General features: G+C 61.4%; 21 protein-coding genes and 2 pseudogenes. 13 read left to right on the top strand and 10 right to left on the bottom strand.

Features of this window, described 5'->3' with window-relative positions:
* The first annotated feature begins 4 nt into the window (after window positions 1–4).
* Window positions 5–1,432: an FAD-binding oxidoreductase gene (locus CF70_RS22995; RefSeq protein ID WP_051648825.1), complete on the top strand. Its 1,428-nt coding sequence runs from the start codon at window positions 5–7 to the stop codon at window positions 1,430–1,432.
* A 150-nt stretch (window positions 1,433–1,582) separates the two neighbouring features.
* The gene (locus tag CF70_RS22990; RefSeq protein ID WP_081862309.1) at window positions 1,583–2,365 is read left to right on the top strand and encodes a tripartite tricarboxylate transporter substrate-binding protein; all 783 of its coding nucleotides are present in this window, start codon (window positions 1,583–1,585) and stop codon (window positions 2,363–2,365) included.
* Between the two features lie 137 nt (window positions 2,366–2,502).
* Here CF70_RS22990 and CF70_RS22985 read toward each other — a convergent pair.
* The 5 genes and pseudogenes from CF70_RS22985 to CF70_RS36205 all read right to left on the bottom strand — a co-directional run bounded on the left by CF70_RS22985 (window position 2,503) and on the right by CF70_RS36205 (window position 6,745).
* Window positions 2,503–3,175: pseudogene (locus tag CF70_RS22985) on the bottom strand (IS110 family transposase).
* A 113-nt stretch (window positions 3,176–3,288) separates the two neighbouring features.
* Window positions 3,289–3,897, bottom strand: a pseudogene (locus CF70_RS22980) (Tn3 family transposase); the annotation flags it as partial.
* A 116-nt stretch (window positions 3,898–4,013) separates the two neighbouring features.
* The gene (locus CF70_RS22975) at window positions 4,014–4,403 is read right to left on the bottom strand and encodes a RidA family protein (protein WP_035870190.1); all 390 of its coding nucleotides are present in this window, start codon (window positions 4,401–4,403) and stop codon (window positions 4,014–4,016) included.
* A gap of 13 nt (window positions 4,404–4,416) precedes the next feature.
* Window positions 4,417–5,763: a pyridoxal phosphate-dependent aminotransferase gene (locus CF70_RS22970; RefSeq protein WP_235185172.1), complete on the bottom strand. Its 1,347-nt coding sequence runs from the start codon at window positions 5,761–5,763 to the stop codon at window positions 4,417–4,419.
* Window positions 5,764–5,815: 52 nt separating this feature from the next.
* Window positions 5,816–6,745, bottom strand: coding sequence for a LysR substrate-binding domain-containing protein (locus CF70_RS36205; protein WP_051648823.1), 930 nt, complete (start codon window positions 6,743–6,745; stop codon window positions 5,816–5,818).
* 23 nt (window positions 6,746–6,768) lie between these two features.
* On the opposite strand from CF70_RS36205, the gene CF70_RS22960 reads away from it, so the two are divergent.
* The 11 genes from CF70_RS22960 to hmpA all read left to right on the top strand — a co-directional run bounded on the left by CF70_RS22960 (window position 6,769) and on the right by hmpA (window position 18,849).
* Window positions 6,769–8,532, top strand: coding sequence for a hydantoinase B/oxoprolinase family protein (locus tag CF70_RS22960; RefSeq protein WP_152561888.1), 1,764 nt, complete (start codon window positions 6,769–6,771; stop codon window positions 8,530–8,532).
* Between the two features lie 49 nt (window positions 8,533–8,581).
* Complete coding sequence (locus CF70_RS22955) at window positions 8,582–10,717, top strand: hydantoinase/oxoprolinase family protein (protein WP_063830492.1); 2,136 nt, start codon at window positions 8,582–8,584, stop codon at window positions 10,715–10,717.
* Window positions 10,718–10,796: 79 nt separating this feature from the next.
* Window positions 10,797–11,765: a Bug family tripartite tricarboxylate transporter substrate binding protein gene (locus CF70_RS22950; RefSeq protein ID WP_051648821.1), complete on the top strand. Its 969-nt coding sequence runs from the start codon at window positions 10,797–10,799 to the stop codon at window positions 11,763–11,765.
* A 27-nt stretch (window positions 11,766–11,792) separates the two neighbouring features.
* Window positions 11,793–12,584: an enoyl-CoA hydratase gene (locus CF70_RS22945; protein ID WP_035870184.1), complete on the top strand. Its 792-nt coding sequence runs from the start codon at window positions 11,793–11,795 to the stop codon at window positions 12,582–12,584.
* 4 nt (window positions 12,585–12,588) lie between these two features.
* Window positions 12,589–13,785 (top strand): CaiB/BaiF CoA transferase family protein, encoded by a 1,197-nt coding sequence (locus CF70_RS22940; protein ID WP_035870183.1) that lies wholly within the window; start codon window positions 12,589–12,591, stop codon window positions 13,783–13,785.
* A gap of 12 nt (window positions 13,786–13,797) precedes the next feature.
* The gene (locus CF70_RS22935; protein ID WP_051648819.1) at window positions 13,798–14,253 is read left to right on the top strand and encodes an acyl-CoA thioesterase; all 456 of its coding nucleotides are present in this window, start codon (window positions 13,798–13,800) and stop codon (window positions 14,251–14,253) included.
* Window positions 14,254–14,529: 276 nt separating this feature from the next.
* The gene (locus tag CF70_RS22930) at window positions 14,530–15,672 is read left to right on the top strand and encodes a 3-deoxy-7-phosphoheptulonate synthase (RefSeq protein ID WP_035870182.1); all 1,143 of its coding nucleotides are present in this window, start codon (window positions 14,530–14,532) and stop codon (window positions 15,670–15,672) included.
* A gap of 119 nt (window positions 15,673–15,791) precedes the next feature.
* Window positions 15,792–16,472: a plasmid pRiA4b ORF-3 family protein gene (locus CF70_RS39065; protein ID WP_081862306.1), complete on the top strand. Its 681-nt coding sequence runs from the start codon at window positions 15,792–15,794 to the stop codon at window positions 16,470–16,472.
* A 90-nt stretch (window positions 16,473–16,562) separates the two neighbouring features.
* A complete protein-coding gene (locus CF70_RS22920) occupies window positions 16,563–16,868 on the top strand; it encodes a hypothetical protein (protein WP_035870180.1) in 306 nt (101 codons plus the stop codon).
* Window positions 16,869–17,060: 192 nt separating this feature from the next.
* The gene (locus tag CF70_RS39060) at window positions 17,061–17,423 is read left to right on the top strand and encodes a transposase (RefSeq protein ID WP_081862305.1); all 363 of its coding nucleotides are present in this window, start codon (window positions 17,061–17,063) and stop codon (window positions 17,421–17,423) included.
* A gap of 214 nt (window positions 17,424–17,637) precedes the next feature.
* On the top strand, window positions 17,638–18,849 hold the full coding sequence (gene hmpA, locus CF70_RS22915) for an NO-inducible flavohemoprotein (protein WP_035870179.1): 1,212 nt from the start codon (window positions 17,638–17,640) through the stop codon (window positions 18,847–18,849).
* Window positions 18,850–19,252: 403 nt separating this feature from the next.
* Here the strand turns inward: hmpA and CF70_RS22910 are convergent, their stop codons facing one another.
* The 5 genes from CF70_RS22910 to CF70_RS22890 form a co-directional block, all read right to left on the bottom strand.
* A complete protein-coding gene (locus tag CF70_RS22910) occupies window positions 19,253–20,479 on the bottom strand; it encodes a GGDEF domain-containing protein (protein ID WP_235185170.1) in 1,227 nt (408 codons plus the stop codon).
* A 408-nt stretch (window positions 20,480–20,887) separates the two neighbouring features.
* Window positions 20,888–21,136, bottom strand: coding sequence for a hypothetical protein (locus CF70_RS22905; RefSeq protein ID WP_035870178.1), 249 nt, complete (start codon window positions 21,134–21,136; stop codon window positions 20,888–20,890).
* A gap of 1,341 nt (window positions 21,137–22,477) precedes the next feature.
* Window positions 22,478–22,804 carry a thioredoxin gene (gene trxA / locus CF70_RS22900; protein ID WP_035870177.1) on the bottom strand — a complete coding sequence of 109 codons (327 nt, stop codon included), beginning with the start codon at window positions 22,802–22,804 and terminating at the stop codon, window positions 22,478–22,480.
* A 412-nt stretch (window positions 22,805–23,216) separates the two neighbouring features.
* A complete protein-coding gene (locus CF70_RS22895; protein ID WP_035870174.1) occupies window positions 23,217–24,065 on the bottom strand; it encodes a hypothetical protein in 849 nt (282 codons plus the stop codon).
* 373 nt (window positions 24,066–24,438) lie between these two features.
* Complete coding sequence (locus tag CF70_RS22890) at window positions 24,439–24,927, bottom strand: SGNH/GDSL hydrolase family protein (RefSeq protein ID WP_235185174.1); 489 nt, start codon at window positions 24,925–24,927, stop codon at window positions 24,439–24,441.
* Window positions 24,928–25,360 lie beyond the last annotated feature (433 nt).

Below are 25,360 nucleotides of genomic sequence, written 5' to 3'. Positions count from 1 at the left end.
GATCGTGACTTTTGACTCTAATGCTTGGCTGGCCGAGGCGCGCGCACTGATTGGCGAGGCGCACGTTCTGACAGAAGATCGTGGCGATGATCTCACTGCGTACGTCCGGGATTGGCGCGGTAAGTACCACGGGCGTGCACTGGCCGTACTGCGTCCTGGAAGCACCGAGGAGGTGCAGGCAATCGTACGGTTGGCCGCGCGTACTGGTGTGGCATTGGTGCCGCAAGGCGGGAACACGGGCCTGTGTGGCGCGTCGGTACCCGACCCTGAAGGGCGCCAGGCAGTCCTGCAGCTCGGCCGGCTGAACCGCGTGCGCGAAATTGATCCCGAGAACAATACTGCGACGGTGGAGGCCGGATGCATCTTGCAGAGCCTGCAGGAGCACGCGATGGCAGTGGGGCGCCTATTCCCGTTGTCACTGGGTGCGGAAGGCTCCTGCCAGCTAGGCGGAAATATTGCCACCAATGCCGGTGGCATCCAGGTGCTGCGCTATGGCAACATGCGCGAGCTGGTTTTGGGACTGGAAGTCGTGTTGCCAGATGGGGAATTGCTGGACTTGCTGCGCGGCCTGCGCAAGGACAATACCGGCTACGACCTCAAGCAGCTTTTCATTGGCTCTGAAGGAACACTGGGCATTATCACGGCAGCTACCGTGAAGCTGTTCCCGGCGCCAAGCGCTGAGGTAGTCGCCTTCGCAGGCATGGAGTCGCTAACCCAGGCAGTGCATCTGTTGGGGGCCATGCGGCGCCACCTTGGGGAGCGTTTTACCGCTTTTGAACTGATCTCCGGGCCAGCAACCGCCTTGGTGCGTCAGTATTTTCCCGATACGCCCCGCTTCCTGGAACGCGACTGGTCCTGGTATGTGCTGATGAAGGCCGCCGATGGCGGCAGCCATGAAGCGTTGCAGGATGCGATGCAGGCTGCGTTGATGGCCTGCCTGGAAGAAGGCCATCTGGTGGATGTCGTTCTGGCCAGCAACCTGGCGCAGAGCCAGACGTTCTGGATGCAGCGCGAAAACATCACGCATGCCCAGCAGATGGATGGAGGCAACATCAAGCACGATGTGGCATTGCCGATTTCGCGTATCCCGGAATTCGTGGATCGGGTGTTGTTGCTATTGCAACAGGTCTTCCCTGATTCGCGGCCAATCGCATATGGACACCTCGGCGACGGCAATCTGCATTTCAACATCAGCGCGCCGCCTGGCGTGAGTGCCACGGCATGGCAGGGGCAAACGGACGCAGTGAACCAATTGATTCATAACGTAGTGGCGGCGATGCGAGGGAGCATTAGCGCCGAACATGGCATTGGCCAGCTGAAGCGCCATGAGCTCGCCTTGTACAAGACGCCGACCGAACTGGACGTGATGCGTCGTGTCAAGCAGGCGCTTGATCCCCAGGGCCTGATGAATCCTGGAAAGGTCATTGCGTAGCAGTTCTGACTGACATGGTGCGCGGAAGAACCGGCGCGGCCTGCCCCTGCGCTGGTCACGTCGGTGATTCAGTCTCCAAGGGGGCCTCGCCTCTTGTCGCAGGCATCCGTGTACCTGATTTGATATTGATTAGTCTTGGAGCCACGTCATATGTCTGATGGTCGCAAGAAGAAGCCTGAAGAGCTGCGAAGCCACCGCTGGTACGGAGTCAAGGATCTGCGAAGCTTCGGGCACCGCTCGCGTACCGCCCAAATGGGCTTCCACCGCACTGACTATTCCGGCAAGCCAGTGATCGCGATCCTGAATACCTGGAGCGACATCAATCCCTGCCATACCCACTTCAAACAGCGTGTCGAGGAAGTCAAGCGCGGCATTTGGCAGGCGGGCGGTTTTCCCGTGGAAATGCCGGCGCTGAGCCTGTCTGAGCCTTTCCAGAAGCCGACCACCATGCTCTACCGCAATCTCCTGGCGATGGAGGCGGAAGAGCTGCTGCGTTCCTATCCGGCGGACGGCGCGGTACTGATGGGGGGATGTGACAAGACCACGCCAGCGCTCGTCATGGGCGCGGTCAGCATGAACCTGCCGACCATCTTTTTACCGGCGGGCCCGATGCTGCGGGGCGATTACAAGGGCGGCTTCCTCGGCTCTGGCTCTGACACCTGGAAGTACTGGGCCGAGCTTCGCGCTGGCAATATTACCGAGGAGATGGGCTGGTTCGGCGTATTCTCGACGGGAAGGACGCCGCCGGAAGTGCTAACGGCATTGAGAAGTGCAGTGCGATCCGCTGTGGAAGCACCGGAGGTGCGGGAGAAGCTGATAGGCATGGGGGCAGAGCCTCAAAGCGGTAACGCTATCGCATTGCGCAGCCTGCTAAAGCGCGAGTCCACCGTATGGACAAAAGTCATCAAAGACAACAACATCTCGGTGCAGTAGGTGTACCCCGCTCGTCAGAAGGAGTCCATTAGCCAGGTCTTTCTGCGCCAGGCTGAACCCATATCGATAGGGTAGGAGGGTTTTCATGACAACGTCTCAAAGCTTGGATCCGGTGCGAGATGGAGAGTTTGCCGACGCTACTCTGTCCCCTGAAGTTGCCAGGCCAGCTGCGCGTTCTTGGCGGCGATCACGACAGCCGCTCGCCAGTATCCCCGATGCTCAACCAGGCTTCTGACCCAGCGACTGAACCGATCCTGCTTGTCGCCAAGGTTTGCCATCACCGCGCGAGCCCCGAGCAGCAGCAGCGGGCGCAGATACGCGACTCCCGCCTTGGTAATGCTGCCCAGCCGTTGTTTGCCGCCGCTGCTATGCTGTCCCCGGCGTCAGGCTAGGCTAGGCGGCGACGACCTGCCGAAAACCCTGGCGGGTGCGATGCAGGCAGAGGATGGCTTGCTGGTGCTCGTCCTTGGTAGGTACAAAGCGCATGTTGGGACGGGTCACCGCCTCACAGATCGCCGCTGCATCAGCCGCGTCGTTCTTGCCACGCTTGCCGGACATGCGACATGGCGCAACCAGCCTGGGCGCCATCAGCTTGACAGTATGTCCGTGCACACTAAAGAGCCGAGCCCAATGATGCGCGCCTGAGCAAGCCTCCATGCCAATCAGACAAGGTGCTAACTCGGCAATCAGCGCGGCCAACTGATCGCGGGCAACCCTCGGCTTGACGAGAAGTGCTTTGCCTGCCGCATCGACCCCATGAACGGCAAACACGTTTTTGGCCAGATCGATACCCACGGTAACAATGGACATGGGACTTCCCCTCCTGTGGTCGTGATGGCGTTTCGACACGCCATCATGGCACCTCAATGCCGACTTGCAGCTTCCGCCGCAGGCTCGGGACGGGGAAGTCCCTTCCATTCGATCCCCCCATGCTGGGCAATCGGGTGCTGATGCATGAAGGTCAGCACGGCTTCTGCCGCGTGGCGAAGCTTCCGTTAGTCCGCGATACGATGCATCATCTGCCGGATCGCGGGAGGCGACCACTCCGGCACCATTCGGGCGAGATCCGCAGCCGACATCGACGTGCCATGCGCGCGTATCGCTGCGTAGACCAATAGCAATTCGCTACGGGAATGAGGCTTTCTTCCCAGCAAGAGCCAACTGAAGTGCGTGGCGCTGTCGATCTCGAGCAGGATCTCAGGCAACTGACCGCCGGGGTGCCGCTCGAACGGTGCGCATCGGAATGTCTCCACACTCTCGGGCGGAGCGCTTACCACCAAGGGATCGATGTGGATCGCCTCGTCAATCTTGAGCTTCCCACACAAGACAGCGTCCCGCAGCCTGGCGAGGCTTTCGTCCAGATGCGCGATCACGGACGCCAGGAATGCCTGACCATCCTGCGGCAGCTTGAGATGGCCATAAAAGTGGTTGCGTTTGGCCTTCCAATCACTGGCGCCGATCAAGAGGGTCGCCTGGCTTCGGAAGGCAAAGCTGTGCTCAAGAGCGACTGAGCTGTTGTGCAGTGCCATACGCGCGAATTGCCGTGGCACGACTGGATCTGCGACCGGTGGTGGGTTGAGGCAGCGCGGGCGGCGGCAAGATCGTCGCCGAGCATGCCGGCACCGCCCGTCGACCATGCCATAGTGTGCTAAGTGATGCGTGCCGGAACCATCAGCACTGCATCCACCTCAATGTCGAAGCCGACCAGATTCGACTGCGTCAGTGAGCGCGCAGGCGGTGGATCGCCTACGTAGTCGGCATAGATTGCGTCAAACTCCTTAGCGTCAGCGGGGTTCTTCAGAAATACCGATACCTTCACTGCATGCTTCAGAGAGAGCCCCGCCGCATTCGCAGCCGCCTCCAGGTTGTCGAGCGCCATCCTTGCCTGCACCGCGAACGGGGCATCGCCGTGGCGCTGGTTGTGTCGGTCCCTCGGTGTCTGGCCGGCAAGGAAGACGAGACTGTGCGCCTGTACCGCAACGCTATACGTGCCGGCGGGGGGCGGGGCAGTCTGGCTGGTGAATGCGACGGGATGCAAGGCAGGCTCCTCTTTACAGTCGATAGCGTTGGATCATCTGAGCCATGCGTTTCGCCGCTTCGACGGCAGCCTCATGATTCTGTGAGAAGTTCAGGCGGACGCTGTCGGTCGCCGTCGGGCTGAACTCGGTCCCCGGGGTTACCGTGACACCGGCCTGCAGGCGCAGCGTGTGCACGAAGTTATGCAGCGAAACACTCAGGGCCGGAAGGCGGGGGAACAGGTAGCTGCCTGCCTGGGGCGTCCTGATCGCTAAGCCATCGACGGAACGAAATACGCGCAGCAGATCGTCCCGGATGGCTTGGTGGTGCCGGATTCGCTCTTCCATCCACCCATGGGGTTCAGCGAACCACGAGCGAAGCACGGCCTGGCAGTATCCCGGCGCCCGGAGTGCCACGATCGCCTGCACCTTCTCCATGCGGTCGATCAGGCGGGCGGATCCGAATGCGACACCAAGGCGATAGCCGCTCAGCGACTCGGTCTTGGAGGGGCCCATGATGGTCAGCACGTTGTCGGAATTCACCTGCCTTGCGCGAAGATGCACATATTCATTTGCCGAGTAGAGCAGGCGGGAGTAAAGCTGGTCGACGATCACCGTGGCGCCGTACTGGTCCGCCAGCGCTGCAATCCGGTCGATCTCCTGCTGTGCGTAGACCACCCCGGCCGGGTTGTTGGGATTGGAAAAGACGAAGGTCTTGACGCCGGCACGGAAGGCCGCTTCCAGTTGTTCGAGCCGGATCCCGGCACCACCGCTGGCGTCGATATAGTCAAGCTCGATCGGAACCGCCTCGCCGCCCATGAAATCCACCAGCTTGCGGTTCGCGAAGTAGTCCGGACGTACGATTGCAACCTTGTCGCCGGGCGCGACAGTCGCCGCGACTGAGAGAAACAGGGCGCATTGGGTACCAGGCGTGATGATCAACTCGCTCTCCGCGGAGACCGGCGCGCCGGTGAATGACGCCAGCCGGCCCGCAAGCAGGTCCCGGATCTCAGCGGACCCGCGATATTCGGTGTAAGCCTGCTCGCCGCCGCGAGCCACGCCTGTGACAAACGCGTCCAGGGCGCCAGGCGTCGGCGCAAAGGCGTTGGCATTGACATCACCGTGCGAAAAGTCGACTGGCGTCCCGGGAAGGATTTCGCTACGCATGGCGTCGTCGAGGGCGCGCGGTGCGTAACGGGCTTCCTGGCCGGGTGCATGGTCCGTCAGCAGGTTGGCGAATCTACGCTCAAGCGGAGTCATGATCTGAGGTCTCCAGTGAATGAACTTGGTTGGCTGGCCAGGCGGTGCGTCCGCGCGTCCGGTGCTGCTCGACGCGATGCCGACTCGCTTAGCGTTGCCATGCATTCTCTGGACTCCGCCCATGTCGCACAAATGCTTTTACGCGACCAGGCTATTCCACTTGGGCATAGGGCATTCACTCCTCCTTCACGGCTTTCAGGGACTTGCGCAGCGTCTGCAGGAAGGCGTCGCTCAGGCGCGAGATCGGCATGTCCTTGGGCGTTAGCACCGCCAACTCCACCGGCACGCGCGGATAGAACTGCTTGACCACCAGCCCGAGCTTCTTGAGGTCCGGTACCACAAACGGAGAGACAACGCCGATGCCGGCCCCGTGCAATGCCAGCATGCAGGTGGTCAGTGCGTAGGTGGTTTCCGAGACAATCTTGGGGTTGACGCCATGCTTGGCGAAGAGCGCGAGCATGCTGGCGTGCATGTCGTCGGGGCGGCCGGCCGCCAGAAACTGACAGCCATCGAGATCCTCGACGCGGATCGAGCGCTTCCTGGCGAGCGGATGGGTCCGCGACATGACAGCCACTGCGTTGACCCGCGCAAGCGCTTCCACGTCCGTGCCCGCGGTATCGATCCGCATCGAGGTGATGCCAAGGTCAAGCCGCCCGGAGGCTACGCCTTCCTTGACCAGCGAGGAGGCAACCGTTTCGATCACGACCTCCACACCTGAATGCCGGTCCATGAACGCCTTGACGATTTCCGGGAGCGTGCCCATGCCTAGCGAAGGCAGGCAGCCGACCTGGATTCGCCCGCTGTGCGTACCGCGCAGCTCGGCGATGGTCTGGCCAATCTGCTCCAGGCCGATGTAGCTGCGCTCGATCGCATTGAACAGCACGCGGGCTTCCGGCGTTGGTACAAGTCGCCCTTTATGCAGTTCAAACAGCTTCAGGCCGCTGGTTGCCTGGAAACGCGCGATTAGTTTGCTGATAACGGGCTGCGAAGCGTGAAGCATCAGCGCCGCTTCGGTCGTCGTACCGCGAATCATTACCGCGCGAAATGCCTCAATGTGGCGATGTTTCAGCGCCGGAGAAAAGGAAATATCGTCGTCGTCGTCCATAAAGCCTTGCCTTGTGCACACGCATGGTGAAACGAGCGCCTGAACCTCACCGCTGTGGGGCATCGGATGTATGTCGTTTCGGAATAGTGTACCCCAGAGAAAATATTATGCAGGTATGGGCTCGTTCCACAGAATGCAGTCGTACCCAACGCGACCTCCAACGACCCATGAAGACCTCTCCCCTTGATGCCATCACGCTGGAACTGCTGTGGACACAGCTCATCTCGATCGCGGATGAAGCTGCGGTTGCGATGGTCCGGACGTCCTTCTCGATCAACGTGCGTGAATCCAATGACTATGCCTGCGTCCTCACCGACAGCCGGGGGTACTCGATGGCGCAGGCCACGCACAGCATCCCTTCCTTCCTGAACACCGCGCCGCAGACGATCCGGCATTTCATCGCCGAAGTTGCCGAGGACGACCTGTACCCCGGCGATGTGCTGATCACAAATGATATCTGGCTGGGCACCGGTCACCTGCCGGACATTACCGTCGCCAAGCCGATCTTCCTGCAGGGGCGGATCGTCGCCTGGGCCGGCTCAGTGGCCCATGCCCCCGACATCGGCGGCCGCATCCGTTCGGCTGATGCGCGTACCGTCTACGAAGAAGGGCTGCAGATTCCGATCATGAAAGTGATGCGCCGCGGCGAGATCGATCCCACCTTCGAACGCATCCTGCGCAAGAACGTGCGCGAGCCCGAGATGGTGATGGGTGACCTCTACGCGCAGCTCAACGCGTTGAACCTGATGGAGCGGCGTGTGCTCTCGCTGCTGGAAGCCCAGAACCTGACCACGCTGGATGATGTCGCCAGGGAAATCCAGTCCCGCTCGGAAAAAGCAATGCGGGACGCGATCCGGAAAATCCCGGAAGGCGTGTATCACAGCAGCGCAATCACCGATGGCCTGGCGCAACCGATCCGGCTCGAGATGACCATGACCGTCAAGGACGGGGCCATCTCGGTCGACTACAACGGCACCGATCCGCAGGTGGCTGCCTCGATCAACGTCTGCATGGCCTACACCAAGGCCTACACGTGCTACGGCGTGCGTACCGCATTGTTGCCGGACGTGGCGGGCAACGAAGGCGTGATCGCGCCGATCGAGGTCACGGCGCCGCCGGGCTCCATCCTGAACGCGCTGCCGCCCGCGGCCGGCGGCGCCCGCGCTCTGGTGGGTCATATGCTGCCAGTAATGGTGATGGCTGCCTTCGCGGAGGCGATGCCGGAGCGCGTCATCGCGGGTGTCGGCTCGCCGCTCTGGTGCGCCAACGTGTCGGGCCAGCGCGACGACGGCAGCACCTACGCCAATATGTTCTTCATGAACGGCGGCTACGGCGCAGCGCAAGGCCGCGATGGCATCAATGTCCTTTCCTGGCCGAGCAATATCTCGTCGACGCCGGTCGAGACCATCGAACAACTGCTGCCGATCCGGGTCCACCACCGGCGCCTGCGCCAGGACGGCGGTGGTGTCGGACGCCACCGCGGTGGCACCGGCCAGGAGATCCGCTTCGAGAACCGGTCGGCCAGCCCCATGACGGTGAGCTTCATGGCCGAGCGGACCCGACCAGAGGCGGCCGCGAAGGGACTGGGCGGCGGCGGCGATGGCGCGCCGGGGCAAGTGCTGATCGACGGCGAGCCGTGCAACGCTAAGCTGCAGCAGATCATCCGGCCGGGCGGCGTGGTCGAGATGAAGACGCCCGGTGGTGGCGGATACGGCCCGGCAGCGCAGCGCTGCGCTGCGGCCCGAGAGGCTGACGCACTGGATGAATACGTTGCAGCCGCTTCCTGAAGCAGCCAGCACGCAGACCACGCTCCAACCAACTATTCCAGACAGATCCATGACCACATCTACGCTTTCGCTGGGCATCGACATCGGTGGCACGTTCACGGACATCGTTGTCTTCCACCATGCCTCCGGACGGGTTGTCTCGCACAAGGAACTAACCACGCCCGAGGCGCCGAACCGCGGCGTCATTGCCGGCCTGCGCCACCTGTTCGCCCGTGAGTCGCTGCAGCCGGCCGATGTCGGGCGGGTCATCCACGCCACCACGCTGTTCACCAACGCACTGATCGAGCGCAAGGGCGCTGTAACAGGCCTGATCACGACCGCGGGGTTTCGCGACACGCTCGAGATGGCGCGCGAACACAAATACGAGCTTTACGACCTGAAGATTGAACTGCCTCGACCGTTGGTCCCACGACGGCTGCGAATGGAAGTTAGCGAGCGCATCGGTGCCGACGGCGAGATCGAGATCGCACTGGACGAGAAGGCTGTGCTTCGGGCGGCCGGCGTACTGGTCGATGCCGGTGTCAGTTCGGTTGCCATTGTATTCCTGCACGCCTATGCAAACCGCGCCCATGAAGAACGCGCCCGCGCATTGATCGCGGAGGCCTATCCTCAGCTCTTCGTGTCGATCTCGTCGGAAGTCTCGCCGCAGATCCGGGAATACGAACGCACGGTAACGACGGTTGCCAACGCCTATGTCAAGCCCCTTGCCGATGGCTATCTCGATCTCGCGGCGCGCGAGATCGACGAGTTCGGCATCCAGGCGCCGCTGTTCATGATGCTGTCCAATGGCGGCCTTACCCATATAGCGGAAGCCAAGCGCGTGCCGATCCAGTTGCTCGAATCGGGGCCGGCCGCCGGCGCACTGGCTGGCGCGTTCTTCGGTGAAGGGGCGTCGATCCCGGATGTCCTGGCGTTCGACATGGGAGGCACCACCGCCAAGCTCGCCATCGTCGACGAGGCGAAGCCGTTGATCGCGCATCAGTTCGAGGCTTGCCGCGAAAAGCGCCTTACCGAAGGAAGCGGCTTGCCGATCTCGATCTCGACCATCGAACTCATTGAGATCGGGGCGGGCGGCGGCAGTATCGCGCGTCTCGATTCCCTCGGGCTGCTGAAGGTCGGCCCCGATAGTGCCGCCTCTACCCCGGGTCCGGCCTGCTACGGCCGCGGCGGCACCCAGCCCACGGTCACGGACGCCAATCTCGTATTGGGCTACCTTGACCCGGCTGGCTTCGCGGGTGGCACCATGCAACTGGATGTGGAGAAGGCGAAGGCGGCGATTACACCACTTGCGGCGGAAGCCGGCATCACCGTGCCTGAGTTCGCCTGGGGCATTTACTCTGTCGTCAACGAGAACATGGCCGCGGCGGCGCGGGTCCACGTGGCCGAGCGTGGACACGTCGCGAACCGCTTCGCGCTGCTACTGACCGGCGGCGGTGGCCCGTTGCACGGACTTGAGGTTGCCCGCCGGCTCGGCACCCCGCGGGCGATCTGCCCCCCGAGCGCGGGCGTGGCGTCGGCACTTGGACTGCTGATGGCGCCGGCGCGTGTGGACCGCGTCGCGACGTTCCCTCGCCGCTTCTCGCAGATGGATTGGGCGGAACTTGAAGCGGTGTATGCGGCGCTTGAAGCCGATGCGCAGGCCGTGGTCCAGGAAACTCTCCCGGGTGCGACGCTGCGCATCGAACGATCCGCCGATCTTCGCTTCGTCGGGCAGGGCTTCGAAGTGGTGACGCCGCTGGTGGCGGGCCCGTACACAGAAGGCGCGTCGGCTTCCATCGTGACGGCCTTTCACGCGGCGTACCGCAACACCTTCGGCCAGGTGCCGCCGAAGGGCGAGATCGAAGTCGTCAACGTCCGCGTGGCGGTGAGCGCCACGGCGCAGAGCGCACCGCTGGATGCCTCCGCAACTGCGCAGGGCCGGGCCAAGGCAATGACTGCGCGAGGTGTCTGGGTCGGCGCACGGGGCCGCTATGAAGAAGTGCCGGTGTATGAACGCGACGGCCTGGAAGCAGGGACCCGGGTCGATGGGCCAGCCCTGGTGCAGGAGGCGTCGACCACGCTGGTGCTGCCGGTGGGCGCGAGCCTCGTCGTGGATGGCTCGGGCAGCCTGATCGTCGAGCTGCCGCCGGCGGGAATCCAGCCTGCCGCGGCCATGGCAACGGAGGCGTTGGCATCCGCGGCGTGAGTTGAGCGGCGACAAGGCTGCCTGCTGGCTGCCAGCAGGTAGCCAGCGAATTCAGTTCGATACGAATAGAGGCTAAACCATGAAGCATCTACTGAAGTTCTTCGGCTTTGCTTTCTTTTTTACGTGGCTGACAACATCGGCATGGGCGGATTCGTATCCATCCAAGCCCATCCGGTTGGTGGTGCCCTTTGTGGCGGGAGGCTCCGCTGACCTGCTGGCGCGCATTGTCGGGCAACGGCTCGCAGAGAAAGTCGGCCAGCCGGTCGTCGTCGAGAACCGCGCAGGCGCCAGCGGCCATATCGGTGCGGAAGCGGTCGCCAGGTCGCGGCCGGACGGGTACACGCTGTTGTTGGGCACGAGCGGCGTGCATGCTGCGTATTCGATCTTCCCCAACCTGCGCTACGACCCGTCTACCGCGCTCACGCCGATCAGCATCATCGGAGAGTTTCCTAACGTCCTCGTCGTCAATACGGCAGTGACGGCCAAGTCTGTCAATGACGTGATCTCGCTGGCCAGAGCCCGCCCGGGTGGGTTGTTCTTCGGCTCCGCCGGCAATGGATCTTCCACGCACCTTGCCGCGGAGCTGTTCAAGTCGATCACCAAGGTGGATATCAGACACATTGCCTACAAGGGGAGTGGCGCAGCGCTGACCGATCTGATCGGAAACCAGACCCAGCTGATGTTCGAGAACCTTCCTACCGTGCTCCCCTTCATCCAATCGGGACAACTGCGTCCCATCGCGCTCACGTCGAAGCAGCGTTTCGATAGCCTGCCCGGCGTGCCGACCGTTGCGGAGTCGGGCGTGCCTGACTACCAGTTTGGCGCCTGGTTCACCATCGCCGTGCCGGCAGGAACCCCGCCTGAGGTTGCGGCGAAGCTGAATCGGGACATCGATGCGGTGGTCAACGACCGGGGCCTCGCAGCGAAGTGGAAAGAGCTTGGCGTGCGGCCGGTGGGCGGGTCGCTGAGCGACGTCGCCGCCTTCGTTGCTTCGGAACGATCCAAGTGGAGCGGCCTGGTGGCATCTGCGCACCTGAACGCCGAGTAAGCGCACAACAATCAAACCTGAACCGACATGAGCCCGATTGAACAGATGATTTCACGCAAGGCCGACGGCATAGGCTGGGTACTCTTCAACGACCCGAAGGCGATGAACGCGATCTCGATGGAGATGTCCGCCGCGATCCCCGGGATCATGGCCGCCCATGATGAGGATCCGGAAGTCCGGGTGGTCATCGTGGCCGGCATGGGAGAGCGGGCCTTCGCGGCCGGCTCCAATATCTCGGCCTTCGGCAAGGTTCGCACCGATGCCGCGCAGAACCAGGCGTATCACCAACTGAACGAGAAGTCGTATAACTCAGTGTACCAATGCTCCAAGCCGACGATCGCAATGATCCGCGGCTATTGTATGGGCGGCGGGCTCGACTATGCATCGAGCTGCGACATCCGCATCGCCGCGGATGACGCTGTGTTTGCGATTCCCGCGGCGCGCCTGGGCCTGGGCTACGGCTACCAGGGCCAGATCCGCCTCAACCGCCTGATCGGTCCAGCACAGGCGCGCGATCTGTTCTTCTCCGCGCGCCGCTACGACGCGCATGAGGCGCTGCGGACCGGATTGGTCCACGAGGTGGTGCCTGCCTCGGAACTGGAATCCCGCACGATCGACTATGCCAGGACGGTAGCCACCAATGCGCCCCTGACGCTGAAGGCCATCAAGCACGCATTCCTGGAACTGGAGAAGCCGGAGTCCGTGCGTGACATGGCCGCAGCGCAGCGGATGATCGATGCATGCTATGCCAGCCAGGACTACCTGGAAGGCCGCGCTGCCTTCGCCGAGAAACGCAAGCCCGACTTCAAAGGGGAGTGAATCCATGTCTCAAGTGACGGAGAAAAAAGGTCCCCTGGCGGCGTACAAGGTATTGGACCTTACGCGGGTGCGGGCAGGTCCGACGGCGATGCGGCAGTTTGCCGACTGGGGTGCCGACGTGATCAAGATCGAAACGCCGGAACACCTTGAGCAAAGCGACGGCTGGGGCGGCTTGCGTGACGGCGCTGACTTCCAGAACCTGCACCGCAACAAGCGCTCGATTACCCTGAACCTGAAGGATTCGCGCGGGCGGGAGGTGCTACAGAAACTCGTCACCGAGGCCGACGTGGTGGCGGAGAACTTCCGGCCCGACGTCAAGTTCCGGCTTGGCGTTGACTACGAGTCGCTGAAGAAGGTCAATCCGAGGATCGTGTATGCCAGCATCTCGGGCTTCGGGCAGGATGGCCCCTATGTCAAGCGCCCGGGGTTCGATCATATCATCCAGGGGATGGGCGGGATGATGTCGATGAACGGCTATCCCGAGAACGGCCCGACCCGCGTCGGTATCGCTGTTTCGGACATGGCCGCGGGGCTGTATTGCGCGCTGGGCGTCATGACTGCGCTGCTTGAGCGCGAGAGGTCAGGGGAGGGCCAGTGGGTGCAGGTTTCATTATTGCAATCGATGCTTGCACTGCAGGACTTCCAGGCTGCCCGGTGGCTTTTTCACCAGGAAATCCCTGACCAGCCGGGCAACGACCACCCGACCTCCATCCCGACCGGTGTATACCCGACTGCCGATGGCTACATCACCATTGCAGCGGGGGAGCAGGCCATGTTCAAGCGGCTTTGCGATACGATGCAAGCTTCCGATCTGTGGGAGACGCCCGAATTCTCTACCGAAGCCTCGCGCTCGATACATCGCAAGGCGTTGAATGCCGAGCTGTCGAACAGGACGCGTGCGCGGACTTCGGCAGCCTGGCTTGAAATCTTCGAGCAGGGAAGCGTCGCCGCCGGACCCATCAACACCATGGACAAGGTTTTCGACGATCCCCAGGTGAAGCACCTCGAAGTCGCGCAGCCGCTGACGCACCCCACGCTCGGACCCATCAATGTGGTCGGGCAGCCGTTCAAGCTGACCCGCACGCCGCCGCAAATGCGCAGTTCGGCACCGGTGCGCGGCGAGCATACCGACGAGGTGCTCGCGTCAATTGGCTTCTCGCCTTCGGACATTCTCGCCCTGCGCGCTGGCGGAACCGTTTGAGGAGCGGCGTCCATGCACAGTACAAGGCCAACCGCAGGACCCGCTCTCCATATCGTTGACGTGCCAGTGCGCTGGAGCGATCTGGATGCCGACGGGCGGGTCAATAACGTGCTCGTTCTCCGCTTTGCGGAAGAGGCCAGGATGCAGTGGACGAGCGTGCTGGGGACCGCGACCGAGGTCCCGGAACTGATGCCGGTGGTCGCCAATGTCGGCTGCACGTTCCATGTGCCGATCGGCTATCCCGCAACACTGCGTGTCTCGGTGCATTGCACTCGGATTGGCAGGAGCAGTGTCGACCTTTGCTTCGAGCTACGTGACGCGTCCCACCCCGACATCCATTTCGTTACGGCAACCGCGGTCTGGGTGTGGGTTGACAAGCAATCCGGACGATCCGCACCCGCGCCGGCAAGCGTCCGTGATCGATGTATCGAGGCCTTGGCGGGCAGGGAGGCGCGTTCCGAGCCGTAAGCAGTCTGCCCCGCTGCACACGCGGGCGATGAACGCATGGGCGGGATGTTCGGAAGGTCTCAGCTATGCAGCTTCGTGCTTGACGCCTACCGTTCCGATGGTGCAGGATTTCCGATCGGCTCATCCTGTTTCGATTCCTTCGGCCGGCGCTCGCACCGCACCGGCGGAGCAAGGTGCCGAGCATGGATGGAAGCGGCGCCACCGAACCTGGACCGNCCCCCGACCCGGGCCCGCCGGCATATCCCGGCGGTTTTTTCTCCGTTCCAAGAGCTAGCCATGAATGACCCACAAAAATCTCCCCCCACCATCGCCGAGGGTTGGCAAGCGCCGCCGGATCGCACCAGCGTGACGGACGACGCCCGCGTCGACGACATCATTCCGCTGCCTCCGCCAGAACACCTGATCCGTTTCTTCCCCATCCGCAACACGGCCGTCGAATCGCTGGTCACGCAGACGCGCCAGCGCATCGCACGCATCCAGCATGGCGAGGACGACCGGCTGCTTGTGATCATGGGGCCGTGCTCGATCCACGATCCGCAGGCGGCGCTGGAGTACGCGCGGCTGTTGATGGCGCAGCGGCAGCGGCATGCCGAGTCGCTTGAGATCGTGATGCGTGTGTATTTCGAGAAGCCCCGCACCACCGTCGGTTGGAAAGGGTTGATCAACGACCCCTATCTGGATGAGAGCTATCGCATCGACGAGGGCCTGCGCATCGCGCGCAGCCTGTTGGTTGAGATCAATCGCCTTGGCTTGCCGGCGGCCGGCGAGTTGCTGGACGTGATTTCACCGCAGTACATCGGCGACCTGATCTGCTGGGGCGCGATTGGTGCCCGCACCACGGAAAGCCAGGTGCACCGCGAGTTGGCTTCGGGTCTGTCGGCGCCAATCGGCTTCAAGAACGGCACTGACGGGAATATCAAGATTGCCATCGACGCGATCCAGGCCGCTTCTCGACCACACCACTTCCTGGGGGTGCACAAGAACGGGCAGGTGGCGACGGTACATACCAAGGGCAACCCGGATTGCCATGTCATCCTGCGCGGCGGCAAGGCCCCCAACTACGATGTGGAGTCCGTGGCGGCCGCCTGCAGGCAATTGGAAGCGGCCGGGCTGGACAGCTTACTGATGGTGGATTTCAGCCATGCCAACAGCAACAAGCAGCACCAGCGGCAGGTCGATGTCGCGCGCGATGTGGCGCAACAGATCAGCAGCGGCAATCGATCCATCTTCGGGGTCATGGTCGAGAGCCACCTGGTCCCCGGTGCGCAGAAATTCAACCCGGGCGAGCACAATCCGTCCGCATTGACATACGGACAGAGCATTACCGATGCCTGTATCGGATGGGAGGACTCGGTGGCAGTACTGGACATGCTCAGCGAGGCCGTCAAGGTGCGCCGCGGGTGCAATGCGAAGCCGTAGGGAATAACTGCTCCCGCTAACTGTCATTCCGCGGCCGCGCCGGTGTTGGAGAGCGCGCCAAAGCGGGGGCTGAGATCACTCTTCACGCAAGAGCATAATGAGCCACCTGCAATGTGCCCATGTCCTTCGATCCTCAACCGGCGATCTCCGTCCTCCAGTTGCGAATCAGCCTGCGAGGCTTGAGCCCGCCGGTTTGGCGGCGCGTCCTCGTTCCCGAGCACTTCACGCTCGCGCAATTGCACAATGTCATCCAGGTAGTCATGGGGTGGACGGACGAACACCCGCACCAGTTCACCGTTCGTGGCAGGCGTTACGGCGAAGCCCACGAGGGCGTCCTGCAATTTTCCACGGTGGCAAACGAGCTGGCTCTGACGGAGTTTGGTCTGCGGGAGCACGAAGGCTTTATCTATGTATACGACTTCAACGCGTGGTGGCGCCACGATACACGCGTCGAGCGGCGTTTGCTGCGGCAGCAGCCTGCGCCACTGCCACGCTGCGTGGCGGGTTGCGGGCCTTGCCCGCCAGAGGACATCGGCGGGATCGAGGGGTATCTGGAAGCAAGGAAGAGCGTAGCGAATACGAGTTTGTCGAGTGGATCGAGTCGCTGCGCGAGGGTCCAATCGTGGTGGACGAGTTACGCGACGAGGTCGACGAATGGCTGGTTTGGCTGGATCGGCGCTTCGACCGTCGGACCGCCAATGATCGCTTGCAAGAGATCTTGGCATAGACTGGCTGCCCGGACATGCGCGGGAGGTCGCCATGCGGATCAGTTTGCAAGTCGTTGTGGATACCGAGGGTGACACGCCAGCCACCGTGACCGAGAACGCGCAATTCGAGCGAGAAGGCCTTGATGCCGGCTCGCTGGGTCTGCACTTGGCGGAAGCCAAGTCATGTTGAGCCGGCTGCAGCGCACGACGGTCGTGGCACAGGTTGCCGAGGTGGTTGCCCGGACCAGCGTTTGCCCCACGTGCGGTGCGCAGTTGGCTTGCAAGGGCCACCATCACCTGGTCTTCCGTAGTGCGTTCGGGCGACCGTGGGGCTTTCTCTTGGGAATCCGCCAGACGCCTGAACCTGACGACGATTTGGTCTACGGACCGGCCAACGATCACAGCGACTATTTCACGCGAGCGGCGGCCGAGCAAGCGGCGCTGGACTACGGCCGTAAGGCCATTGATGTGTTCCTGAGTTTCGACTGAGGTCACGTCGTTCTCACGGGAAAGCCATTGTGCTGCGTGCCGTCGAGCAGGCGGCCTGCCCACGCGTACCCAATTCTCGACTAAGCCTGAAGCGTAAGCGTCCGACGCCGACCGCGTAGACGCGATCGCTGCAGTTGACCGACCATTCGTCGTGATGGGCATGTGACTGGATCGTGCCCGCGATAGGCGATCATGGACACTATCCCGCCAATTCATCAAGCTGGTCATCCGGCGGCCTTGATACGCAAGGGCGCGCCTCGACGATGCTACCCGCTAGATTTCAAGCTGGCTGTACTCGAACAGACTCGCGTTCCCGGTGCTTCGGTTGCGGTAGTGGCGCGTGAGAACGGGATCAACGCCAATGTCGTCTTCGGGTGGCGCAAGATGCTACGGGAAGTCCGCCTCATACCTGGTTCGGCGGAGCTGACCACGCTGGTGCCGGTAGTCGTTACGGATCCGACGGCGGCTTCAGAATTGGCTAGTCCGCCGAGCAACGCTGTGACGCGGTGTCATTCGCATCGAACTGGTGCGCGGCACGGTGAGCGTCCAGGGTAGCGTCGACGCCGACGCGCTTCGGACTGTAATGCAATGTCTGAGTCGATGATCGGTACTCCAGTCTGGGCCGATCACGACGATCCGCTGTAATATGTCACGACATGACATATTATGCCGCCACAGCAGATGGCGCAGCCATGGGTAGGCAATGTGGCACGTCGCCACCTTGACTTGATCAACCGAACAAACCCCCTTTTGTAAAAGGAGTCCAGCAATGCTGACCCAGAAGACGAAGGACATCGTGAAGGCCACTGCACCGGTTTTGGCCGAACATGGTAACGACATCATCAAGTGCTTCTATAAGCGCATGTTCGAAGCGCATCCTGAACTGAATAATGTGTTCAACATGGCCCATCAGGAACAGGGCCAGCAACAGCAGGCACTGGCACGTGCGGTCTACGCCTATGCGGAGAATATCGAGGACCCAAGCAGTCTGATGGCGGTGCTGAAAAACATTGCCAACAAGCATGCGAGTCTCGGTGTTCGGCCCGAGCAATATCCCATCGTCGGGGAACATCTGTTGGCCGCCATCAAGGAAGTGTTGGGCAGTGCAGCAACCGACGAGATCATTTCGGCATGGGCACAAGCCTACGGGAATCTGGCCGACGTGCTGATGGGCATGGAAAGCGGGTTGTATGAGCGGTCCGCCGCGCAGTTGGGCGGCTGGACCGGCTGGCGTACCTTCGTCGTGCGTGAGAAGCGGCCCGAAAGCAATGTGATCACATCGTTCATCCTTGAACCTGCAGATGGTGGGGCGGTGGTGAACTTTGAACCCGGCCAATACATCAGCATTGCCGTCGAAGTGCCAGCACTAGGTTTGCAGCAGATTCGCCAGTACAGCCTGTCGGATATGCCCAATGGACGTAGCTATCGAATCTCAGTGAAGCGCGAAAGCGGTGGTACGCAGCCACCGGGGTATGTATCGTGCCTGTTGCATGATCACGTCAATGTCGGAGACGAGGTGAAGCTGGCGGCACCCTACGGCAGCTTCCATATCGATGTCAACGCCAAGACACCCATTGTCCTGATCAGCGGCGGCGTGGGGCTGACCCCGATGGTCAGCATGCTCAAAAAGGCCATACAGGACCCGCAGCGACAAGTGGTATTTGTGCATGGTGCGCGAAACAGCGGGGTGCACGCCATGCGTGACCGGCTGCGTGAAGCCGCCAAGACGTATGCCAATCTCGATGCGATCGTGTTCTACGACGACCCGCTGCCGCAGGATGTCGTGGGCCGGGACTACGATCACGCAGGGCTTGTCGATGTTAAGGCGATCAAGGATGCGATCCTGCTGCCCGATGCCGACTATTACATCTGCGGACCGATCCCGTTCATGCGGTTGCAGCACGACGCGCTGAAGGAATTGGGCATCCGTGAAGCACGCATCCACTATGAAGTGTTCGGCCCGGACCTGTTTGCCGAATAGCGGGGAAGCCGGTGGGAAGCGTTTAGGGTGCGAACAGGCTGCTCATAATGTTTCCCACTGGCATCACCCGGATGGCGGCAAAGCTACCGAACCTGAACGGGCCTGACAGGCAAAAAAACGCCCGCGATGCCGGGGTGTGGCGCGGGTAGCAGGTACTACAAGGGCATTTTGCCTTGATCTAAGAAGTTCTAATGTCAGGATTAAACGGGATTTTGTGCCGCAATTCTGTGCATCGCAGCGCAGTTGGCCGCGCTTCTCTCCGGCGATCCCACAACCATGCAGGCAGTCCGCCAGTTGCAAGACGATTTCTCGGACTGCGATTAGCGCCTGACAGGATCAGGCAGTCCGGGCAGGCTTGACCCGGCAACTTGGATCGTTGCGACGACCGCAGAACGATCCACCCTTACCTGTCCGACGCCACCAAATCAAATGTCATTTGCGGAAAAGAATCCACGTCCCGCACCGCTGATTCGTCGGACCATTCGCGGTATCGGATACTGTTGCGGCCAGCCGCTTTGGCCTCATAGAGCAAAGCATCGGCGGCAGCGATCAAGGCCCCTTCTGTCACATCACTCCCGGCAACCGAAAAATCGACGGCCAATACACCAAAGCTGGCCGTGGTTGCGATGCCTCGACTGGGACCATCATGCGTCGGGCTATCCGCAATCGTCGCACGTAGCCGTTCCGCAACGTACAAGGCACCGTCAAGATCGGTTTGCGATAAGACCAGAAGGAACTCTTCGCCGCCATAGCGCACCACGCTGTCAACGTGGTCGCGGGTCATTGCCCGTAGCACCGTCGAAATGTGTTGGAGTACGGCGTCACCAGTCTGGTGCCCATAGGCGTCGTTGATCGACTTGAAGTGATCTATGTCGCATACCACAAAGGTCAACCAATGTTTATACCGCCGAGCCCTCGCAATTTCCATTGGCAGAAGCGTGTCATGCAGATGGCGTCGGTTGTAGCACCCGGTGAGATGGTCGCGTACCGACAGATGCTTCAGGTCCATCAGGACACGGTATTCATCGCGCCACAGCCGATGGTAGCGACGGGCGGCCACAAGTCCGAAGCTGTTGGCAAGCAGCAAGAGCATTGACATGGTCAGTGCGTCAGAAGGTGTCAGATTTCCCTTGTCCAAGGCGATCAGAATGAAAGCCGCCGTGGTCGCAATGGCAATTCCCTGCGCGATGATCAGCCGATTGGGGATGAAGACGTAGACGACGATCAACATGATGCATAGGGACATTGCATGCAATGTGATCTCGTGCGGGCGGAACCAGACGATGAGCATGAATGTTGCCATCCCGACCACTTCAGCGGCACTTGCCACAAACCAGAGACCCGCTATGGGTTCGGGCTGTTCGCGGATCAGGAACCAGCCCAAGATTGCCGTGATCGCGACGAGCGTGCGGCCAACAAACAGCATCAATGCCACATGCCCATATCCCAGAGCAACCACATCCGTCATGGCAAAGGCCACGTAGAAAGCGGAACAGAAAAACAGTGTTAGGCGTAGTGACAACCGACTGCGGTCCAGATGGTGACGCTGGAAGGCAAGTTCCGTTTCTGCACTCCGGAACTCCACGCGCAGCGTGTCGATTCCAAATTCAGATGGGGTTTCGACGTTCAAGGTCTTGTCTGCAAGTTTTGTTTGAAACACTTTATTACATTTTCGGCGACATTGGCGTGACGTCGCCATGACCTAGCTTCTCACCCGTTGATGCCGATCCCAAAAACGCCACATCAGTTGTTCGACGTTGGTGCAGGGCTGACTGGTCGGATCGCGCCCTTGACCACAACGTCTACGCCTTGATAGCATTATTTCACCATTTCGGCCCACGCCGAACGCATACGTCGCGGAGTTGTTGGCTTACTTGCAGCGCGACTAACAAATTTACTGCTAAAGGGTCGCCATGCCTCTCTAGCCCGAAGGCCGGTGGTCGCCGGAATCATCGGGGGCATGGGGATGCAATGGCACAGAGAGTCCCGGCGTAGCGGCGCCGGGCACTGGCGGCGGGCCGGCATGCGTCGAAAGGCTTTAGGTTGCGGGGGGATCCGGGTCATCCGAAAGGCCGAGGCGGGTGCGGGCCACATGGCGCAGGCTGGCTTCCCACTGCATTCTGTCCCGGTGAAGGATGCGCGCGGTGTCGACGATGAGCGTTGCCTTTGGCGCGAGCCCGCGTTCCATCAGGCGGTAGTACCCGGTCCGCGAAATGCGGTAGTGATGGCAGAACTGCTTGATGGTGAACGCGGGGCCATCGAACGTATTCTGGAGGGTATCTTCCATGGCGCTGTCTCCTCTGGCGCGGGTCGCGTGCGCGACCCGGATCGGGCGCGCGGCCTCGTAGCGAGGCTACGTCAGGCCGGTGAGGACGGCCAGTTAAAGACGCGCGTGAAGAAACGAACTGGCGCGCAATCGGGCTGCCTTCTATGCTAACAGATTGCCTGCGCGGCGACCCTTGTCGCGACGCTTCGCGCAGGTGTCTTCGGCGCGCCGCATGGATGGTTTTGTCGCGGAGGGCTTTCTGACGGGCGTCGTAGGTCCGAGCCGCCATCTGGGGCGACCTGGAACTCGCTGCCGCCGCGGCCTGGACCGCGCGCGCTGTCCTCGGGGGGCGTGGGCCGCTTACCGTCAGATGGCTCGCCGATGCCAGAATCGGCCAGGTACCGGCCCCTGCGAAACTGGTCGAAGGAATGGTATCGGCCCACCAGAGTCGCCAGCGCTTGAGGGTGATCCAACTGACATTCGGCAGTGCCTCGATGCTGGAGCCGTGGGTACGGCTCGATCGCAGCACCAGGATGATGGCCAGATAGACCCGCCAGCCCAGGAACCGCACCGAGCCCGGTGTCGTGCGTTTGCGGCAATCGGCGCAGCACAGGCTCAGGCGCGCGCAGCAGTCCGGAAGTGCCGCCGGCGGGCATCCACGCGGTTTGCGCGGATAGTCTGCGCGATGAAGCGGCTGACCACAATGGCAACAGCCATTCTCCCGAACGGCTTGCGTCAGGTCTTCGTCGATCCGGCGCAACAGGCTAAAGAACGCTGGCGTCTGTAGCAGCACATGACACACTGGCGAGCTGGACACAATAAAGGCGACATCTTCTCTCAGCGCCATGCGTGCACGGTCCCTGAGGGAAGCACTCCGGCTTCCCTCATCGTTCTTGATCAAATCTCACAGATTCGCCATCACGAACGCCGCTCATGCTCACAGCAACGCGCCAACATCATTGCCGCGCGCTGGAAGCAGGCTGAGTTGTGGTGATGTCAGCATTTATGCAAGTCTCAATCGTGTCAGGCCCATGCCTGCCGTCCCTGATGGAATCCGCTGGTCGGCACCTTATCAAGGCTGCGAACCTCACGCTCGTGTTGCATATCAGGTTTCTGCCGACCACGGTCTGACCGTCTTGCCATCACTGTTTAATCGCCTAAGCAATCGGTGGTCTGGGAGATGTCTCTTTCACTGGTGTTACCCAAAATCCGTATGCCACCTTCTGATCAATAGCCCTCCCTTGCCGACATTGCGTCCGTCTGCAACAACGTGACAGCGCCCACGCCATGGAGCAATTGTTTTTAATGTCCGTCCGCGTTGGGCCCTGGAGCTTGCGAACTATCGGGGGTGCCGCGGCGTGGCTAGACATGCATGCCAAGGAAGGCCTCCATTTTGGACTTACTCAGCGCCCCCACCTTCTGCCCGACAATCTTTCCATTCTTGAAGAGGATCAGAGCCGGGATGCCACGAATGCCAAACCTTGCGGACACGTCTTTGTTCACGTCGACGTCTACCTTGGCGACCAACAGCGTGTCCGCCTGCTCTTTTGCGATCTGCTCCAGAACGGGGGCGACCATTCGGCAGGGCCCACACCATTCCGCCCAGAAGTCGACCAAGACCGGCCTATCTGCCTGCAGGACGTCAGCCTCGAAGGTCGCGTCGCTCACGTGTTTGATTGTGGTGCTCATGAGAAAAGGAATAACCCGGACGGATGAACGATATTCCAATCTTACACGGGGGGGCCGCCATGGTGCTTTGGGTGAAACTTCTCCTGCGCGCGCCGATCCGGTTTGGATGTTTCACGTCGATGAAACAATCTCCAAGTCCCGGCCCCTCCGGCTAGTTCAACTTGTCCCGGTAGATTCGCAAGCGAAGATTCCAGATCAGCCGCGCGAAGAAGGATACCGGGCGCAGCAGGTTCGATACCCACCGCCCATTCCTCTGCCGTTCCATTTTTATGAAGCCATGGATGTTACGGAACCGGTAATCGAAGCAGGTGAACAGGCAGCATTTCTCACACAGGCCGTCTGCACTCTTCACCACCACCGTGGGGCGTGGCCGGCTCACCGTGCAGGGTACATGCGATTGGCTATTACCTCGTCACAGCCGAACAACGAGCGTCGGGCTCACCGATACTGGCGCCGGATGGGAAGACGGCCGACAACTGGCTCGCAATGGATGGATGACTGTGAAAGAACTCGATCCGCTCATGGCCGTACGGTTCAGCTCAGACAATAATTCCGGCAGCTTCGGCGTACCCGTTTCTCGGCGGTCGCCAGCCTGGGCGTCAGAGGACTGCTTGTTGGTCTGCACCTTCATGTGCGGCAACCTTACGCGCGTCCTCAGTGCGACCTCCAGTTGCCCCTCTGTTGGCAACGCAGTGGCATGCTCGACCGCCTGCGGCAAATCCACAACGGGATCGGTCATCAGGGCGAACACTGCCGCGCGGAAATACCCCGTCAGCCGCCAAGCTGCCGCCGGCTGGCGCAGCATTTCCGAGTAGATGGCATTGCGAATCAGGCTTTCCAGGCGGAGTGTCGTCGCGTCCTGCGTGCCATAGAAGACGTGAATCGGCTTGAGCCGCAGCCCGACAATGTATGCCACAACGTCCGCCGCCCACTGGTAGGCCTGCCGCTGAAATAGGGGAAGGATGGTGTCAACGTCCGCAATCGGGGGCGCCCAGGATCCAGGCAGGTCAAAGAGCAAGTGGTATTTGACAGCGATGGGTTGATCTGCCACGTTCAGGAGGAACCCCAGTCCCTCGCATAAACCTTTGAGGACTTGGCGATAGATCAGTCGCTTCGCTTCGGGTGCCGTTTCGTCGCGCCAGACGTCCCAGATGGCGGCGGGCAAGGCGGGCAGCAGCGCATCTCGCAACCCATGCCGCGCCCATTCCGCGCACAGATGCACCGCAGGCTCTACCCACGGCAGATCAAATTCGGGAAACATGATGCGCCTCCTTACTCGGGAAAGAGCAATGTGTCGCACGGGCCACGCGGCACGATAGCTCGCCCCATCCTGCTAGACTCGCGGCCTGTAGCTGGACTTGAGCTTTCACTCAGTATGGACGAAATTGCGGGCGCCGCCGCCCTAGCAGGCTGCTGAAGTGAACGGCAAGTATGTCGCGCTGCGTGGCAATTACGCTGGATTGGAGCGGGTGGCGCCTGGCAGCGTGGCGTCCTGAATATCAACACGAGATAGGAAGAAAGCGCCCCTAGCTCGTTGCTGAAGTGCATCTGGCCCAGCCACGCCATGCTATGGCGGAAAAGCTGAAAGCCGCGCGTTGCGCGGCTTTCAGCTTCATGCGTACAGCGGGGTGACGTCAGAACGTGTTCAATACCTGCTTCACCGCATCCGCAACTTTGCCTGCCAGATAGATATGGCCAGCGGCCGAGGGATGGGTGCCATCGTCCGATACGTACAGGTCACCATTCCCGTCGCGCTTCGGATCGGCAACATTGCCTGTCCCGGTTTGCCACTGCTGGGCCACGTTATCGATGAAATAGAAGTTGGCGCGCGTGCCAACCGCCGCCTTGATGGCGTCCCGCTGGTCCGTGCGCGGAGAGCCCGGCGACCACGGGCCGAGTACAAAGATGACGGTGTTCGGCAGATTCTTTGCTATGGCGTCGAACACGGCGGTCGCCTCCGCACGCAGTTGGTCCTTGGGATAATCGGTGTCATTGATGCCGCCAGCGACAACGAGAACATGCGGGTTGAAAGGAAAGACGTCAGTGGCTAACCGGTCGCGGAACTTGAGCCTCGGCGAAGGAGCGGCTAGATAGCCTGTGGCCCCGACCCCGGACTGATACAGGTCCTTCCATCCCGCCAGGTAGCCGAGCTGCGCCGCGTAGTTGTGTAGCCGTAATGCGCGGGCTCACTGGGCTTTGCATAGAGTACAGCGCTGGGTTGCGCAACTCGCTTCAATCCAGCGCGGCGCAAAGCCGCCGCCAGCGTGACTGTGCTGACCTTGGGGCCGCCTTGCTCGGCAAGGCCTTGGGCCAACTCCCTCATCGTCGCGTTCGGATGGCTTCTCACCAGTTCCCGCAACTGCGCGTGATGCTCCTCGTCTATGGCCAAGGGCCTTCCCATCTTCCCCATGACTGCATCTCCATGTTCACTTTAGGAAGAATAGGTCTTTCTTTGTTTTGTCTCCACCCTCTTAGGGAAGTGATCAATGAATTTTGCGCTTGATGTTGCACAAGCCAATGACCTGGTTTTCACAATGCGAGAGAGATAGGCCGATT

The sequence above is a fragment of the Cupriavidus sp. SK-3 genome, from assembly GCF_000611145.1.
Taxonomy (GTDB): Bacteria; Pseudomonadota; Gammaproteobacteria; order Burkholderiales; family Burkholderiaceae; genus Cupriavidus.
Note: the sequence above shows the minus strand (reverse complement) of the source record. Positions and strands in the feature narration are given on the sequence as shown.